Genomic DNA, 16,272 nt, shown 5'->3' on the forward strand with positions numbered 1-16,272 from the left:
TGAGTCTAATCAGTTCCCATCCCTCCTCATCTGGATCTCCAAGGGTGAGGCAACGATGCAATCACAGTAATTCAACGCTGGTGGCCTATGCCAACCCCACGTGACACCAATGCTGCCTGCTGCGCCTCCCCGCCGGGCCATGAGGCCATCACTATCGGCATCACCAATGACTAGGGTGTGTTCGGGGCGCACCCCCAGGCGATCGCACACCCTGAGGAATACCTGGGGATCGGGCTTCGTGGGTGGCTCATCTGCCCCCTGCCAGAGTTGGAAAAAGGGCTGCAAGTGATAGGTGTCTAAAAAAGCCTCGATCTCTGAGGTGCGATCGCTAGAGATAATTGCCAACGCACACCCCAGCCGATGGAGCCGTTGCACTAGCTCCATTACCCCCGGTAGGGGTGGGGTTAACGGTGCTTTGGCGCTCAATTCTCGGTCTGCTTCCCCAAAGGCAACCTTTGCCCGTTCTAAGGCGGCAATCCAAGGAATTCCCTGTGTGGCCACAAAGGCTGCGGCGGCAATTAGGTTCTCCTGCCGTGTCCCCACAGCTTGCAACCCCCTTGGATCAAGGTGATCACCAATTACTCCAAACGTCTGGAGGAGCGACGCCTGCAGATTGGGAAAGTGTTCGGCAATTTTGCCAGCCCGCGCGATCGCCACCAACCTCAGGTAATGGGCAACATCCGCTAACGTGCCATCCTTATCAAAGATCACCGCTGCTACAGGACGAAACCAGCGTCCCTGACACCCTAGCTGCACCATTCCCCAAACCCCTTGGGTAGTAGGATCAAGACACAACGCATAGAAGATGATGAGGATTCTTCTCCCTTGATTATCGTTATTGATAACTACGACAGCTTCACGTACAACCTTGTCCAATACTTAGGGGAGCTAGGGCGGGACTTCCCAGTTGCTGCTGATCTGCGGGTCTTCCGCAACGACCAGATCACCCTCGATGAGATCGCTGCCCTCGCCCCTGCGGGTGTCGTGATTTCTCCTGGCCCTGGCCGCCCTGCCGATGCGGGGATTTCCGAACCCTTGATCCGTACCTATGCTGAACAACTGCCCATCTTGGGGGTTTGCTTGGGACATCAAGCGATTGGTGAGGTTTTTGGCGGTACGGTGACGCTTGCCCCAACCCTGATGCATGGCAAAACGTCGGCAATTTACCACAAGGGTGTGGGGGTATTTCAAGACTTGCCCCAACCCTTTACTGCAACTCGCTACCACAGCCTCGTGATTGATCGCGACAGTTGCCCCGAGGTATTGGAAATTACCGCTTGGACGGAGGATGGCCTGATTATGGGGGTGCGCCACCGCCAATATCCGACCCTGGAAGGGGTGCAATTCCATCCGGAGAGCATTCTTACCACCTGCGGCAAAGACCTGCTGCGGAACTTTTTGCGACAGCTGTCCAGTCCAGCGTTGTGAGCCAGCCACTTTTCGGTACACTGAGCTGGAATAGGAGTGCGGGGAGACAACATGGAACGGCGGCAGTTCTTGCGTTTGGCTCAAGTTGGGGCGATCGCCAGCCTCGGTGGACACTGGGCAGCCCATGCCCAAGGGGGGGGTCTCTCGCTCCAGTGGTTTGGCCACACCTGCTTTTTCTTTACCGGTAGTGGTCAGCGGGTACTAGTCAATCCCTTCCGTGCCATTGGTTGCACTAAAGGATTGCAGCCTCCCCGTGTCACCGCTGATATTGTCATGATTAGCAGTCGCCTCTTGGACGAGGGGTACATCGAAGGCTTGCGCGGTCAGCCTAAACTGCTCTTTCAACCCGGCTCCTATAAAGTCAATGGTTTGAGTATTCAGGGCATTCGCACCAGTCATGATCGCGTTGGTGGCTTCCGTTTTGGTGTCAATGTCGTTTGGCGCTGGCAGCAGGGGGGCATCAATCTCCTGCACATGGGCGGCATCGCGATGCCCATCACGATTGAGCAACGCATTCTCATGGGACGACCTGATGTGATGATGGTGCCAGTGGGAGGCACTGACAAAGCCTATAGGGCTGAGGAAGCCAAGGCGGCCATTGAAGTTTTACAACCCCGTTTGGTCATTCCTTGCCACTATCGAACTGCTGCGGCTGACCCCAATAATTGTGATCTAGCGGCGCTAGAGGACTTTTTGAAAGTCATGGAGGGAACCCCAGTTCGCCGCAGTGGGGGTGCTGCCCTCAGTCTATCGGCAGCCAATCTACCCCCGAAGACGACTATTCAAGTCCTCAGCATTTGATTAAAAAAGGCTATATTTTTGTGTCAAGGTTTCCCGTAGAACCAGTAGCGAGTTGAGGAAACGCCATGATTCAGGTCGAACACCTGACCAAGGTTTACGGTACAACCACAGCCCTACGGGATGTCAGCTTTTCAGCCACCAGTGGTGAGATTCTCGGTCTCCTTGGCCCCAATGGCGCCGGTAAAACCACCACAATGCGGATTTTGGCGGGGTATCTACCAGCAACGAGTGGCACCGCCTCCATTGCGGGCTATGAAGTCCACACGGATCCGATGGCGGTGCGGCAGCGCATTGGCTATCTGCCAGAAAATCCCCCCCTCTATACGGAAATGACGGTGGCGGGCTATTTGCACTTTGTAGCCCGCATCAAGGGCGTCAGTGCGGGCGATCGCCCCCAGCGGGTGGAATATGCCCTCAAAAGCTGTGGCCTCTGGGATCAGCAACGGACGATTATTCGCAAGCTCTCGAAGGGCTACCGGCAGCGGGTCGGCATTGCCCAAGCCATCGTGCACGATCCGCCAGCCATCATCCTGGATGAACCCACAGTGGGCCTGGATCCGCGTCAAATTATTGAGGTGCGCAACCTGATCAAAAACTTGGCGGGACAGCATACAGTGATTCTTTCCACCCATATTTTGGCGGAAGTGAGCATGACCTGCGATCGCGCCGTGATTATTCACAAAGGCGAAGTGGCCGGCATTGGCCAACTGGATGAACTGCTGCAACGCCTCAGCAGTAGCTACACCTATGATCTTGAATTGGTGGGCGATCGCCCCCATCTTGAATCCCTACTCCAACAGTTGCCTGATCTGCAACAAATCACATGGGGAAATAGCCCTCGCCAAGGGCGACAGCAGCTTCAGGTAAGCAGCCCTTCTGAAATCGGTGCCGATCTCGCCAGTCTCCTGGTCCAAAATGGGGTGCAACTCTTTGAAATGCGCCGCTCCCGTGCCAACCTAGAGGAGGTGTTCTTGAAGCTAACGACCGATGAACCCACCGCAGAACCCAGTGACACCACCGAAGAAGCCCATGCTTAGCGTTGCCCGCCACGGGCTGCGGGTGCTCCTTGCCAACATTTTGGCCATCTACCGCCGTGAACTCCAGAGTTACTTGAGTACCCCCTTTTACTATGTGATTGCCGGGGTGTTCTGGCTCCTCAGCGGCCTGTTTTTCCTCGTTGTGATGACGACGATTATTAGCCAAGTGGCTCAGCAGGATTTGCTACAACAGCAGTTTGGAGCGCCGAGCCCAGCCGTTGACGTTCCCAAGCTGATTCTCGAAAGCTTTCTTGGACTCCTAGGTTCCATTTCCCAAGTCATTTTACCGATGCTCTCCATGGGACTCTACACCGAAGAGCGTAAACGCGGCACCCTTGAACTGCTGGCCACCTCACCAATTACCAACTGGTGTGTGGCAACGGGTAAGCTCCTAGCAGTGCTCACCTTCTATAGCACGCTTCTGCTGCCCGTGGTTGTCTATCAATTTGTGGCACTCCAGCAGAGTACGCCCCCCCTCTCCCCTTGGCTCATTCTCGCGGGCAATGGCGGATTGATTCTCTTGGCGGCGGCGGTTCTCTCCCTTGGGATGTTTCTCTCCTCCTTGACCGATAGCACGATCTTGGCAGCCATTTTGGGGTTTGCTGTGTTGCTGATCCTTTGGGTGCTGGATGTCTTGGCTAAAAATACTGGCGGCAATCTCAGTGATATCCTCACCTACCTGTCACCCCTAGAGCACTTTACCAACCTGAGCCGGGGAATGTTCCGCACCAGTAGCCTTATTGTCTTTGGCAGTTACGTTTTCCTAGGCATTTTCCTCACAGCCCAGTCCATTGATGCCTTTCGTTACCAGCGCAATTAGGGGGTACAGGTCATGAAACGCTTTGCCCTAGGCTCACCTGAACGATTGACCACGGTATTGCTGTGGGCGGCGCCACTGTTCATCATCGCTGGCTTGAGTGCCGGCATCGTCACCAACCGCTGGAATTGGCTGCCCTTGGGTCTTTTAGCCTTAGGGGGGAGTGCCCTACTGCTATGGCTGATCCAGCAAAGTCGCGTCTCCACAGGGTTTTGGGGACGGCGTTCCACCCAAACAAGTACCAATGCCATCCTGACGGTGATTGCGGTGATCGCCCTATTGGGCATCATTAACTTTCTGGCCGATCGCTACAGCGTTGAAATTGATCTCACCGAAAACCGTGCCTTTACCCTAGCGGCAGAAACCCGTGATGTTCTGCAACATCTGGATCAGCCGGTGCAGGTCTTGGTGTTTGATGCCAATGCCAGCAGTCGCGATCGCCTGCTGTTGGAACAGTACCGCCGTCAGGCGAATAGCCGGTTTTCCTTTCAGTTCATTGACCCCCAGGCGCAACCCGCCCTTGCCAAAAAGTACAACGTGACTCAAATGGGGCAAGTGATTGTTGTCGCCGGTGAGAAAACCCAGCGCATTGATGAAGAGCTTTCCGAAAGCAATCTCACCCCTGCCTTGATTCGCGTCACCAGCGATCGCACGATCCGCGCCTATTTCACCACAGGACACAATGAACTCCCCCTCATTGGTGGGGCCGCCAGCCTCAGTGAAGTGGCCAAACTCCTCGAACAGCGGGATGTGAAACTCCTGCCCCTGAATTTGCTGGAGAAGGGGAGAATTCCCGAGGATGCCAATGTGATTGTTGTCGCTGGCCCCCGGCAGCCTTTTTTGCGTCTTGAGGAGGATTTGCTCAAGGAGTACCTCAATCGTGGCGGTAGCCTTTTGCTAATGCTGGATGTGGATGTCAACGCAGGTCTTGAGGATTTACTGAAAAACTGGGGACTCACCCTCGATAATCGCTGGGTCATTGATGGCTCTGGTGTGGGTCAGCAGGTGGGACTGGGGCCCGACACGATTATTGTCACTACCTATGGCAATCACCCCATTACTCAGCGCTTTGCCCAAGGTCCCAGTCTCTTTCCCCGAGCGCAAGCCATTCGCATTGATCCTGTAAAGGACGATAACATTGTTGAAATTGCCCTTGCGGGCCCGCAAACTTGGGCAGAAACCGATTGGCGGTCGGGCAACCTTGAATTCACCGAAGGCGTAGATACCAAAGGCCCGCTGCCCATTGCTGTGGCTATTACCCGTCAGTTGAGTGATCATCCCCCGAAGGAGGCCCGCCTAGTGGTCTTTGGAGATTCGGAGTTTGCTACCGATGGCGTGATGGCCTATCAAGGGATTAATAGTGATCTTTTTGTCAATTCCCTGCTTTGGTTGGGCGATCGCGACCAAAAGGCCCTCTCGATTCGTCCTCGCCAAACCACGAATCGCCGCCTTCAACTCAATGTCACCACCAGTCGTTGGCTAGAGATGTTCAGCGTGTTTCTCTTGCCCCTTATTGGTTTTGGTTCTGCCCTCTTGGTCTGGTGGCGGCGACGCTAACGCTTTGGCTATGGCAAGAGCCTCCTGCCCCTATCCCCGTTTGCTCCTGTATGCCCTAATCATTGGTCTTCTCAGCGGCTGTGTGACCACGGCTTTTTATCTGGGTCTCAAGCTAGGATTTGCCCTGTTGTGGGGGACTGATCCTAGCCAAGTGAGCATTGCCACTTGGGAGCACCTCTATCCTTACATTCCGCTGGTTACGGCTTTTGGCGGCTTGCTGGTGGGTTTATCGGTCAAATTCTTTGGGGCAAAGGGGGAACTCGCGGATGCGATCGCAGAGTTACACCATGGGGGTCGGTTAAGTTATCGCTTTCTACCCGGTATGGCACTGGCTTCTGGCCTATCCTTGCTCTTTGGCAGTAGTGCTGGCCCTGAAAGTCCAATGATTGACATCAATGGTGGCTTAGGCACTTGGTTGGCAGCTCGTTTGAATCTATCCCCCGCTAGCACCCGCATTCTCACCCTCTGTGGGATGGCAGCGGGCATGAGCGTGTTTTTTGAGTCGCCCCTTGGCGCAACGCTGTTCGTTTTGGAAATTCCCCATCGCCGTAGTGTTGAGTTTTATGAGGCAATCATTCCAGCTTTGATTTCTGCTGCCGCTGGGTTTACCCTTTTTCGCGTGATCACAGGCACAACCATTGGCGCCATTTACCGCTTCCCCACCTACGATAGCCTGCGTCCTCAGGATATTGGCTTTGCAGTGTTACTCGGCTTCATTGGCGCTGCCGTGGGAACGCTCTTTGTCTTTTTAGATCGGCAGATTCAACGCTGGCTGACCCCCTATCGGCAATATCCTCTCCTCTTAATCGTGGTGGTGGGTTTTCTGATTGGCGTAATTGCCCTGATTCACCCGATCACACTGTTCTACGGTGAGCGCCAAATTGAACAAGTCATCGAAGTGGTCAACCGCTACAGCATTGGCATTTTGCTGAGGGTCGCCTTCTTTAAACTCCTTGCCCTGAGTCTCTGTCTGCGGGGCGGGTTCCGTGGGGGAGTGGTCTTTCCCCTATTTTTTGTAGGTGCCTGTGTGGGCATGGCTGTGCACCAAGCACTCCCGAATACCCCCTTGAGTGTGGCCTTGGCTGGGATGATGGCGGCAGTAACGGTGGTGGTGACCAAAACGCCTTTGGGCCTGGCGATCATTCTGACGGTGATTTCCCATACGGCAATGCTTCCCCTGATGACGATCGCGACGCTAACCAGTTATCTATTGACCTTGCCTATTGGTTGGATCCCCAGCCAGCGATCGCGGGAGGACACCCCTGATCCCTGAGAAATCATTAACACAATATAAAATTCAGACACAACCCTTTACATTTTCCGCAAGGATTGATTAATATAGGGTTACATTCCGTTGCAAAACACCAGCGGGTGCGCCTGAAGTCTTCCAGGCACTCAACTGGAGTTGTGAACGGTTTGTAACATTCATTCATATTGTTCAACAGGACTTATCACTATGACGACTGTTTTACAACGTCGCGAGCAACTGAACCTGTGGGAGCAATTTTGCAGCTGGGTCACCAGCACCAACAACCGTCTCTATGTGGGCTGGTTCGGCGTGTTGATGATCCCCACTCTGCTCGCTGCTACCATCTGCTTCGTGATTGCTTTCATCGCTGCTCCCCCTGTGGACATCGATGGTATCCGTGAGCCTGTTTCTGGCTCTTTGCTCTATGGCAACAACATCATCACGGGTGCAGTTGTCCCCTCTAGCAACGCCATTGGCTTGCACTTCTACCCCATTTGGGAAGCTGCTTCCCTCGATGAGTGGCTCTACAACGGTGGCCCCTACCAACTGATCATCTTCCACTTCTTGATCGGTGTTTTCTGCTACATGGGTCGTGAGTGGGAACTCAGCTACCGCCTCGGTATGCGGCCTTGGATCTGCGTGGCCTACTCCGCTCCTGTGGCTGCTGCTACCGCTGTGTTCTTGATCTACCCCATTGGTCAAGGCAGCTTCTCTGACGGGATGCCCCTCGGTATCTCTGGTACCTTCAACTTCATGCTTGTGTTCCAAGCGGAGCACAATATCCTCATGCACCCCTTCCACCAACTGGGGGTAGCCGGTGTCTTTGGTGGTGCGCTGTTCTCCGCCATGCACGGTTCTCTGGTGACCTCCAGCTTGATCCGTGAAACCACCGAAACCGAATCTGCCAACTACGGTTACAAATTTGGTCAAGAGGAAGAAACCTACAACATCGTGGCTGCCCACGGTTACTTTGGCCGGTTGATCTTCCAATACGCCAGCTTCAACAACAGCCGTGCGCTGCACTTCTTCTTGGCTGCTTGGCCTGTGATCGGCATCTGGTTTACTGCCCTGGGTATCAGCACCATGGCCTTCAACCTCAACGGTTTCAACTTCAACCACTCTGTTGTGGATGCGCAAGGTAACGTGATCAACACCTGGGCGGACATCATCAACCGTGCCAACTTGGGTATGGAAGTGATGCACGAGCGCAATGCTCACAACTTCCCCCTCGACTTGGCCAGCGCTGAGTCTGCTCCTGTGGCCATGATTGCTCCCAGCATCAACGGCTAGTTTCCGGAGCAAGTCTAACTAGCCTTTTAGTTAAAGGAACCGCCTCTTTATTAGGGGCGGTCTTTTTTTTAGGATGGTCAAAGGCTAGAGACGTTATTAGTTAATGAAGTTAACGAATGTTAATGAATGGTTGGATATCCCTCTTAGCAGTCGCAGTGCCCCTTGGGGTTCAAGCAGCAACACCAGCCCCAGAGATGATTCGGCGGGCGATCGCGATCGCTGCCGAGCAGTTTGGTGAGGAACCCGAGCAAATTAGCGTGGTTCAAGTTCAGCCCAAAGTTTGGTCCGATGGCTGTTTGGGCTTGGGGGGATTGCGGGTTGATTGTGCTGAGCGCTTGACGCCCGGTTGGGAAATTACCCTGACCAATCCCAATGCCCCTTACCCGCAGCAGTGGGTCTATCGCGCCAATCAAAGTGGTTCCCTCATTCTTTGGGATGCCGCTGGTAGTCAAATGATTGGCACCCTCATTCAGCGACCCCAGCGTTTGAGTCCAAAGGAGTTGCCGCCCCCCCTTCCTGAGGGCGTGAGTTTTCGCGTTATTCGGCAAAGTGATGCCTCTGGCAATCGTCCACCTTCAACAACAACGACACTGCTCTACAACGATGGTCGGATAGTGCAGGAAACCACCGGTACTCGCGGGCAAACTCTCAGCCGCACCCTGCGCACAGTTACACCTGCTCAAGTGAGCCAGTTTAATCAATTGTTGAGCGATCGCCGGTTTAACCGCTTCAATAGCTTTGATTTTGTCCCCACGCCCCTAGAGCGATCGGTGCCGATTAATTTTGTTTCTACCCCCACCGCAACGGTGCGCTTCGCTGAAGCCAATGAATACCGCCTTGCCTCTGATTTGGTGGCTGTTTTGCGGGCATGGGAGCTATTGGTTGCCAAAGGTCAGCTCCCTAAACCTTCATCAAATTAGGATGATATAGCTATTCCAATAAAGAATGAAACATTAGCGGCACAATAGTTGCAAATCACTTCATCAACCGCATCATTTGCTACCCATGCTTGACAGAGGAGACAACCGGCTCTCATAACATCTGCACTACAGCTCGTGTTCTTTAAGGAGGTCGAACAGCTCACAACTCCGGACCTTCATCCTTCAATGCTCTCCGTCCCAAGTCCGAGATCTCCCAGGTCCCGCGCCGAGAATCCTGCTTCATCAGGCCTTCGCGAACCAAAGTATTGCGGCACCATTGGGCTGTGTTGCGCCAACGAATGGAACGGGGATCTGATGGCAACGGCTCAAAGTCGTCTTTCGTCAGCTTGCCGTGCATTTTCTTCCCAACAAGGTCCAGAACTTCCCCAACCGAGGCTGTTCCGCCCAGCTCTACGAGCGCTTCCAGAATGGGCCGACGAAAAGCGTCCTCGGGGGTGCGTCGTCCTCGCGGCAAGCGGCTTTTGCCTGCACTGTCTGACTTCTCCGGGCACTGTGGCTTTTTGGCCTGGAGAGAAGCCCATTCTTTTTGAAGCGCTTTGACCTTCTCGCGGAACTCCGCCAGGCCGGTCGCTTCGTCTATGGCGCGCCGCGCTGTATCGTAATCACCTTCCTTGAGGGCTTGTGCCCCGTCTTCGTTCAGTTGGTTAGCGACAAGCTCGATCTCTTCGAGAAGGATTTCGAAAGCCGTGTTGACTTCGTTGCCCTGCATCCTGTCACCTTCGCAGTTATTGGTTTTGAGGCGTGCGCTTCAATTTGCTTTTTCGGATGTAAGCGGGATATTTCTCATCAACCGTTTTGAGCAAATCGTTGAGGTGGGCCGTCTTCCCCGCCTTCGTGGGGCAAGAAGGTGAAGGGCACGCCGAAGATGTTGACGTATTCTGGCTCGAGGAGTCCCGTCTCCGGATTCACCTCATAGGACATGCGTCGTAATCCCCGCCCCACCACCTGCTCGCGCAGAAGCTGTGAGGTGAAGGCCCGCAAGCCCATGATGTGTGTCACCGTCTTGGCGTCCCAGCCCTAGGAGAGCATCCCCATAGAGAGGGCGTGTTGAATCTTTTCGCTCGGCTGCTGCACCTTGCCCACTGTGTCCACCGTCTGCCGGAGTAGTTCTACCATCTCCATCGGCACGGCAGGGTCTTACTGGGGCCTCGGCATGCTCCCGGGATGTGCTCAGGAGTTATAAAGGAGAGGTAGCCAGCTCGTGGAGCTGCACCAGCGCCTGCAACCATGTCGTCATCGCACCCCGCGCCTCGTCAGCGTCGTTCAACGGGGTCTCAACATGGGCTACTCGTGTGTTCCGGAATTCATTGACACGCTCCAGCAACTCATAGAGGTCCCGGAATCCTGGAGAGGAAAAGGTATCCGAGACTGCTTTCCATATCCCATCGGCGCCCATCCCGCCTTGATGGGCGTAATGCAGGCAAAAGAGCAGCGTCCCCAGACGTTGGATAGAGCGGCCAAAGACCAGGTTATCGCGCAGATAGCGCTGGTTCCTCTCCAGCAGGGCCTGTTCACGTTGGGCTAGGTGGTTCAGGTCTGGGCTGAAAAAGAGTATGGAAGCCTCTTTGTTCGCAGGGATGGCGGGCTTCAGGAACTTTTCCAGAATGTGCAAGGCGAATTCATCCAGTGGGCCCAGAAGCGGTTGGAAGGCGTGAGCATATGTCGGATACCGTGAGCGCACCGCGTGATCCAAGAGGATCACAGCCTGACGCATCAGGTCGGCGATTTCTGCCGGAGGTTGCGCAATACCAGCTTCTTGCAGGACGCGCTGAAACAAGGCTTCGGATGCCGACTGAGTCGTGGCCTCTTCCAGGGGCAATGCCAACTGCTTTGTTTTCCACTCGTCCAGCAGGGCCTTCAAAGATGGCTCGCAAGCACGCGCCAGCTCTGCAATGGTAGTGGCAGCCCCCTGCTGGAAAAGGTGATAGGGCACATAGAGGTAATGCCAGCGCGCCTCTTTGCCAGAGGCGGTCTTGCACCATTCCACCGCGGCACTGGCTTTGAGCGGCACCAGTTCATCCTGGCGACCTTTCAATTCCACAAGATAATGATCGCCGCCGGCCGTGCGCACGAAAAAGTCGGGGACGTAGAAGGCGCGCTGGCCATCCGGTTTCAGATAGTCCAGCATCAGCTTCTGGGGACCGGCGTTTTTTGCGAACGCGACGACATCTTGGGCCGTTTCCAGGAAGTCCGTAAACGCCTGTTCAAGGTCATTATCGCAGGGTACCAGGTTGAACAGCGTGCGTTCTGCTGGCAGAGCAGGGCGCTGGGCCGTGCTGGTCGCCTGGTAGGGTTTCCAGGTCGAGAGCCGCTGTCCACGGCTGATGCGCTGACGCTTTTTCTGGCGCACAGTCTTTTCCAGAATTAGCGGCGTAAAGGTGGCGCGGATGTGTTCCATCACGTCCATGTCACGCATGCGGTGGTCCACTTCGCCGCTATACAGGTCCACCGGGCGCTCGAACAGCACCTCGGCGATGAAACGCTCGACCAGCGGGGCCAGAACCTGATGTGGGTTGCTGATGCGGCAGGCGCGGCCCAACATCTGGGCAAAGTAGGACGGCGCCGACCAGGCGTTGTTCAACAGCCCGGCATCCAGCTTCATCGTGGCCACGATCTCGTCGGTAAACAGATGACGCTCTTTGTATTCGATGGCTCCTTCCTTTTTGCGCCCAATAGGCAAAGGTTTGAACTTGCTTTGGAATGCCGCACGTATTTCTTCAAAAGTCAGCCCCTGTAATTCACTAGTGGTCTCGACGGCATCGGATACCTGCGGAATCTCAATATCCAAATCGGCCACCGGCTTGTGCTCGTGATCCACAAAAATCGTGACCGTCTGTTTGAAGACCTCCCGAACCGGCAAGAGGGCGATATCCAGCCCCTCCTGTGCCAGTTCATCCTCGTAAAGTCTGCGGAAGGCAGGATGCTCGATCACGGTAACGATCTCCGGCATCTCACCCAGGGGGAACATGCGGCGCAGACCGCGCCCCAGCGTCTGTTCCGGTAAAATGCCGGATCTGGCCGAGTAAGGGCGCAGGGGCACGATGGTGGTCACGTTGCGCACATCCCAGCCCTCGCGCAACATCATCACCGAAACCACGCAGCGGAATTTGCTATCGGGGCTATCCAGTTCCCGCGACATCTCGCGCAGCGCACGCAGGTCGTCCGCCTTCATGGCCGTTTCGTTTTCCACGAACTCCTGATAGGTTCTGCCGCCGCGGGTCACCGTCTTGATGCGGCCTTTCAGGCGGGTGTGAATGTTGAGCACGCGCCCTTTGAGCAGGGGGAAAGCATCGCTATCCAGATAATCGGCGACCTCGTTGGCAGCCTGGGCGTCCTCCGTCATCACAAAGAGCACAGGTTTGCGCACTCTGCCCAACTCTTCATAGGTCCTGGCATAGCGCTGGTAGCCTAATTGCAGGTGCATTCCGTAGCGTTCGTGGGCCGGCGTCTTCTTGTCACCGCGCACGACCAGTTCATCCGATTCGCCCAGCACGGGCACTTTGACGATGCCAGCATCCACCGCTTCGCCCAAGGGAAAGTCCACCACAATATGACGGAAGAGCGAGCCGTCGTTGTGCTTGGGCGTGGCCGTAAAGTCCAGTTGCAGGCACAGGCCCCGCTGCCCACGCTGCAGGCTTTCTTCGTGCAGGGCATCAATGGCGCGGTTCCAGGCCAGGTCGGGATCGTGCAGATGGTGGGCTTCGTCGTTGAGCACCATCAGGCGTGGATGGGCGGTGATGCGTGCCCGCAGGCTTTCCCCCGTATCCAGCGCCCGGCCGCGCACCACCGGCGGCCCGAAAATGGCGGACACCTCTTCCTCAGACGCTTCGCCGCCGTTATCGCGGCTGGGATAGAGTCGGTGGATGTTGGTCAGGTAGAGCGCGCCGGTCGTCGTCGCGCCGCCGGGTTCATCCTGTAGCACGACCTGCATCTGAAAGTCGGGCCGCCATTCTTCCGGGATGAGCGGGTCGGCATAAAAGATGGCGCAGTTTTCAAAGTCGTCTTTCAGGCGCTCGTAGACGGTCAGGTTGGGCGCGATGACGACGAAATGCCGGGCCAGGTCGGAGTTCGGCTCGTAGAGGCTGTGGAAGTAGCTCCAGACGATGGCCAGGCTCATGATCTTGGTCTTGCCGGCGCCGGTGGCGATCTTGGCGCAGTACCTGGCCCAGCGATCCTGCTCCGGCGGAATCCCAAAAGCCAGATCGGCGAGTTGTTGATCGCCGAACTCAAAGAGCAGTTCGGCCACGTTGCGCACGCGGCGCAGTTCGTAGAGGTAGATGAAGGTCTCGATGGCTTCCCGCTGCGCCCAGTGGTAACGGAAGGGAATCAGGTCGCCGGCTTCGTTTTTGACCAGGTGCTCGCTCTCGAACCAGTGATGCAGCAGCGTGTGGGAGGTCTCACTGACGCCGGCATAACCGCCGCGCCGCCAGGCGTCCACCTCGGCGCGGATGGCGCGCACCAGCGGCACCTTGCTGGGACGCCGCCCCGGCGCGATGATGGCCGGCTGCCCCGATTGCGGGTTGGGCAGGCGGTGCCTCGTCGGCTCTTCCCAGGGCTTGAAGAGCGGCTGCAGGGCCGAGGCATTCTGCTGTGTAATCTCAAATGGCATAATTACACCTCCACGTCCAGCACCGCCGTGGTATCCACGCCAAAGACATCAATCACCTTGACCGCAATCTGATGTTTGCCAGGCGCCTCGTACTTCCAGCCCAGATCGCTGTGCGTCTTCAGCGAGCGGTCTTTGCGGGTGCGGAAGTCCTGCCAGTGGTGCTCGAAGGGCTTGTCGGGCGAGTAGTCAAAGTCCACCGCCCAGAAGTCGATGAAATCAAAAGGCGACTTGATCGCTCGTTCGTGCAGGGCGGCCAGCTCCTTCTCGGGTACCTCGGCTAAGGCCGGGGTGAAGCGCACCAGTTCCACATCCACCTTGTCATCCTTGACGATGGCGCGGGCTTCCAGCGCGCCGGCCTCAAAGAACTGCACCTCTTTGCGGTTGGACTCCATGATCTCACGTGGGATGTACTTCAGGCGGATGTTCACGCCGGTCTCGGCTACCAGCGCCTCTTTTTTGCGGCTGAGTTCCATCTCGAATTCCCACGCCAGGCAGTGGACCTCGTGCCCGCCAACCTGACGCACGGCCTTAGCCACGTCGCGCAGTTCGTCGTAGGTGAAGATGCTGTCGATTTGATCCACGTGCACATAGGCGGGGCCTTTCTTGCCATGCAGCAGTCGATGAGGCGGGTTTTCAAGAGGCGCCGCCTTGTAGAACTGCAACACGATGCGGCGATGCTCACCGTCGGCGCCCTTGAGTCGATCCAGTTGCCACCACTGCCGCTCGTAGCGCCCCAAGTTATAGACATCAAATAGAGCGGTAAGGTTGGTCCGCGGCGTGCAGTTCGCGCTGCACCTGAATCAGGCGCTTGCGCGTGGTATGGATGGCATAGCGCCCCAGGTCCACCCCGATCCAGCGCCGCCCCAGTTTCTCCGCCACTGCCAGCGTGGTGCCGCTGCCGCAGAAGAAATCGGCCACTAGGTCGCCTTCGTTGGAGGAAGCTTTGATGATGCGCTCTAATAAGGCTTCGGGTTTTTGGGTGTCGAAACCGGTTGTTTGTTGATCATTGCGAAAGATCGATTGAATGTCGTCCCAAACGTCGCGCATAATTACGTTACGATACTTTTGGCCTGGCCGGCCCACGCCACAAAGTTCACAGACTTCGTCGCGTTGGACGCCTAACTGTTTTCCAGATATAGTGGTAGGTTCTGGCAAAGTAGGTACGTATGACTTTTGCAGAAGTTGATTGAAAACCGGCGTATCGCTTTTTGTATATATGAGTATGTCGTCGTGCTTCTTGGAGAAACCCACGTTTTCCGGAATACCGCCAGTTTTGTATGCCCAAATGATATGGTTAAGAAACCGATCTCTTCCGAATATGTCGTCTAGTACTTGGCGAAGAAATGCATTCATCCTCCAATCGCAATGCACATAAATGCTTCCCCGCTCGCTAAGCAACTCGCGCATCAGGGTCAGGCGCTCGTACATCATGTGCAGGTAGGAATCGGTGCCCTTGCCCCAGGTGTCGCGGTAGGCCACGGCTTCCAGGATGGACTGCTCCTTCTGCACCGCCTCGCCTTCCTCACCGATCTGCACCTGCATGGTAAAGTCGGCGCCCACGTCGAAGGGCGGGTCAATGTAGATGAGGTCAATCTTGCCGCGGAACTGCTCCAGCAGGGCGGCCATCACCAGTTTGTTATCGCCCCAGATGAGCATGTTGCGGAAGTCGTCGCGGTGGGCTTGTTGGTGAAAGGCCGCTTCATTGAAGATGCTCAGTTGCTGCGCTTTCTCGCGATCGCGCGGTTCATCAATCGTCTCGATGCGCTGGAGGGGCAGCGGCAACGTGGGGAGCTTAACGGGGCGGCGGTTGCCGTACTCGTCGTACTTGCCCTCCCAGACCAGCTCGGTCTTCATGCGGGAGAGGGGATGTGGATTGTCGGGACCCCAGCTAACGCCGTTACTCATATCCAATTACCTCTCTTGTTAAATCCTTGCTGTCTCCCACGTCGCGCTTGTTCACGAACGGCTGGAAGTTCGAGCCGTACTTGATGCCGTAGGGCGGGTCTATGTAGATCATCTGCACCTTGCCCGCCAGGCCCTCTTTTTCCAGGAGCGAGTTCATCACCAGGAGTGAGTCGCCGGCGATCAGGCGGTTGCTCCAGCCGTGCTTGTGCCGGTAGAAGTCGATCGCCTCCCGCAGGGGTTCCTGGCGCTGCTCCTCGAACAGCCCTAGCTGCACCGGAGCCTGCGCGGCGCTCTTCTTGCGCACTGCCTCGGTGATGGTGCGCGGGTCGATGCGCTCGTGCACGTGCAGCGAGACGGTCGGCACCTCGAAGGAGGTGTGCTCGGCCTTGCCCGCCCAGACCAGTTGCGGGTCGAGGTGGGGGTCGTAGGCGTAGGTCTTTTTCTTCTGGCCGGCGTCCGGGTCGGTGTCCGGTGTCACCAGCCCAACGGGCGGGTTGTTGAGGCGTTCCTTGTCCCGATGCTCGTAGGATTCAATCGGGCGCTTGGTCGAGTGGGTCTCTGTCTTCTTCCTTCGTGCCATTAAGTCCTTCCTGTCAGCAGTGTCATCCTATTCACCAGCGGGCGGCTAAGCCTTTGAA

The 16,272-nt window shown here is 56.2% G+C and carries 13 protein-coding genes and 2 pseudogenes; 8 read left to right on the forward strand and 7 right to left on the reverse strand.

What is annotated here, in order from left to right; translation table 11 throughout:
- Positions 1 to 9: 9 nt before the first annotated feature.
- Positions 10 to 759, reverse strand: coding sequence for an HAD family hydrolase (locus TLL_RS07460; RefSeq protein WP_011057310.1), 750 nt, complete (start codon positions 757 to 759; stop codon positions 10 to 12).
- 66 nt (positions 760 to 825) lie between these two features.
- Between TLL_RS07460 and TLL_RS07465 the strand changes: the two genes are divergently transcribed.
- From TLL_RS07465 to TLL_RS07500, 8 genes are all read left to right on the forward strand, one after another.
- On the forward strand, positions 826 to 1,428 hold the full coding sequence (locus TLL_RS07465) for an anthranilate synthase component II (RefSeq protein WP_011057311.1): 603 nt from the start codon (positions 826 to 828) through the stop codon (positions 1,426 to 1,428).
- A gap of 51 nt (positions 1,429 to 1,479) precedes the next feature.
- The gene (locus tag TLL_RS07470; protein ID WP_164920882.1) at positions 1,480 to 2,229 is read left to right on the forward strand and encodes an MBL fold metallo-hydrolase; all 750 of its coding nucleotides are present in this window, start codon (positions 1,480 to 1,482) and stop codon (positions 2,227 to 2,229) included.
- Between the two features lie 65 nt (positions 2,230 to 2,294).
- Positions 2,295 to 3,266: an ABC transporter ATP-binding protein gene (locus tag TLL_RS07475; protein ID WP_011057313.1), complete on the forward strand. Its 972-nt coding sequence runs from the start codon at positions 2,295 to 2,297 to the stop codon at positions 3,264 to 3,266.
- Between the two features lie 16 nt (positions 3,267 to 3,282).
- Entirely contained in the window at positions 3,283 to 4,086 is an 804-nt protein-coding gene (locus TLL_RS07480) for an ABC transporter permease (RefSeq protein WP_164921168.1), read from the forward strand.
- A 12-nt stretch (positions 4,087 to 4,098) separates the two neighbouring features.
- Positions 4,099 to 5,640, forward strand: coding sequence for a GldG family protein (locus TLL_RS07485; protein WP_011057315.1), 1,542 nt, complete (start codon positions 4,099 to 4,101; stop codon positions 5,638 to 5,640).
- Positions 5,641 to 5,650: 10 nt separating this feature from the next.
- Positions 5,651 to 6,913 carry a chloride channel protein gene (locus TLL_RS07490; RefSeq protein ID WP_011057316.1) on the forward strand — a complete coding sequence of 421 codons (1,263 nt, stop codon included), beginning with the start codon at positions 5,651 to 5,653 and terminating at the stop codon, positions 6,911 to 6,913.
- A gap of 183 nt (positions 6,914 to 7,096) precedes the next feature.
- Positions 7,097 to 8,179: a photosystem II q(b) protein gene (gene psbA, locus TLL_RS07495; RefSeq protein WP_011057317.1), complete on the forward strand. Its 1,083-nt coding sequence runs from the start codon at positions 7,097 to 7,099 to the stop codon at positions 8,177 to 8,179.
- Between the two features lie 122 nt (positions 8,180 to 8,301).
- Positions 8,302 to 9,099: a hypothetical protein gene (locus TLL_RS07500; RefSeq protein WP_164920883.1), complete on the forward strand. Its 798-nt coding sequence runs from the start codon at positions 8,302 to 8,304 to the stop codon at positions 9,097 to 9,099.
- Between the two features lie 160 nt (positions 9,100 to 9,259).
- On the opposite strand, the gene TLL_RS07505 is transcribed toward TLL_RS07500, so the two are convergent.
- From TLL_RS07505 to TLL_RS07525, 6 genes and pseudogenes are all read right to left on the reverse strand, one after another.
- A complete protein-coding gene (locus TLL_RS07505; protein WP_164920884.1) occupies positions 9,260 to 9,829 on the reverse strand; it encodes a winged helix-turn-helix domain-containing protein in 570 nt (189 codons plus the stop codon).
- A 101-nt stretch (positions 9,830 to 9,930) separates the two neighbouring features.
- A pseudogene (locus TLL_RS13545) lies at positions 9,931 to 10,239 on the reverse strand (type III restriction endonuclease subunit R); the annotation flags it as partial.
- 58 nt (positions 10,240 to 10,297) lie between these two features.
- Complete coding sequence (locus TLL_RS07515) at positions 10,298 to 13,729, reverse strand: DEAD/DEAH box helicase family protein (RefSeq protein WP_011057320.1); 3,432 nt, start codon at positions 13,727 to 13,729, stop codon at positions 10,298 to 10,300.
- A 2-nt stretch (positions 13,730 to 13,731) separates the two neighbouring features.
- Positions 13,732 to 14,466: a hypothetical protein gene (locus tag TLL_RS12760; protein WP_197524101.1), complete on the reverse strand. Its 735-nt coding sequence runs from the start codon at positions 14,464 to 14,466 to the stop codon at positions 13,732 to 13,734.
- Between the two features lie 10 nt (positions 14,467 to 14,476).
- Entirely contained in the window at positions 14,477 to 15,634 is a 1,158-nt protein-coding gene (locus TLL_RS12765) for a site-specific DNA-methyltransferase (RefSeq protein ID WP_011057322.1), read from the reverse strand.
- A gap of 10 nt (positions 15,635 to 15,644) precedes the next feature.
- A pseudogene (locus TLL_RS07525) lies at positions 15,645 to 16,214 on the reverse strand (site-specific DNA-methyltransferase); the annotation flags it as partial.
- Positions 16,215 to 16,272 lie beyond the last annotated feature (58 nt).

Origin of the sequence: Thermosynechococcus vestitus BP-1 (assembly GCF_000011345.1) — a bacterium.
Classification (GTDB): domain Bacteria; phylum Cyanobacteriota; class Cyanobacteriia; order Thermosynechococcales; family Thermosynechococcaceae; genus Thermosynechococcus; species Thermosynechococcus vestitus.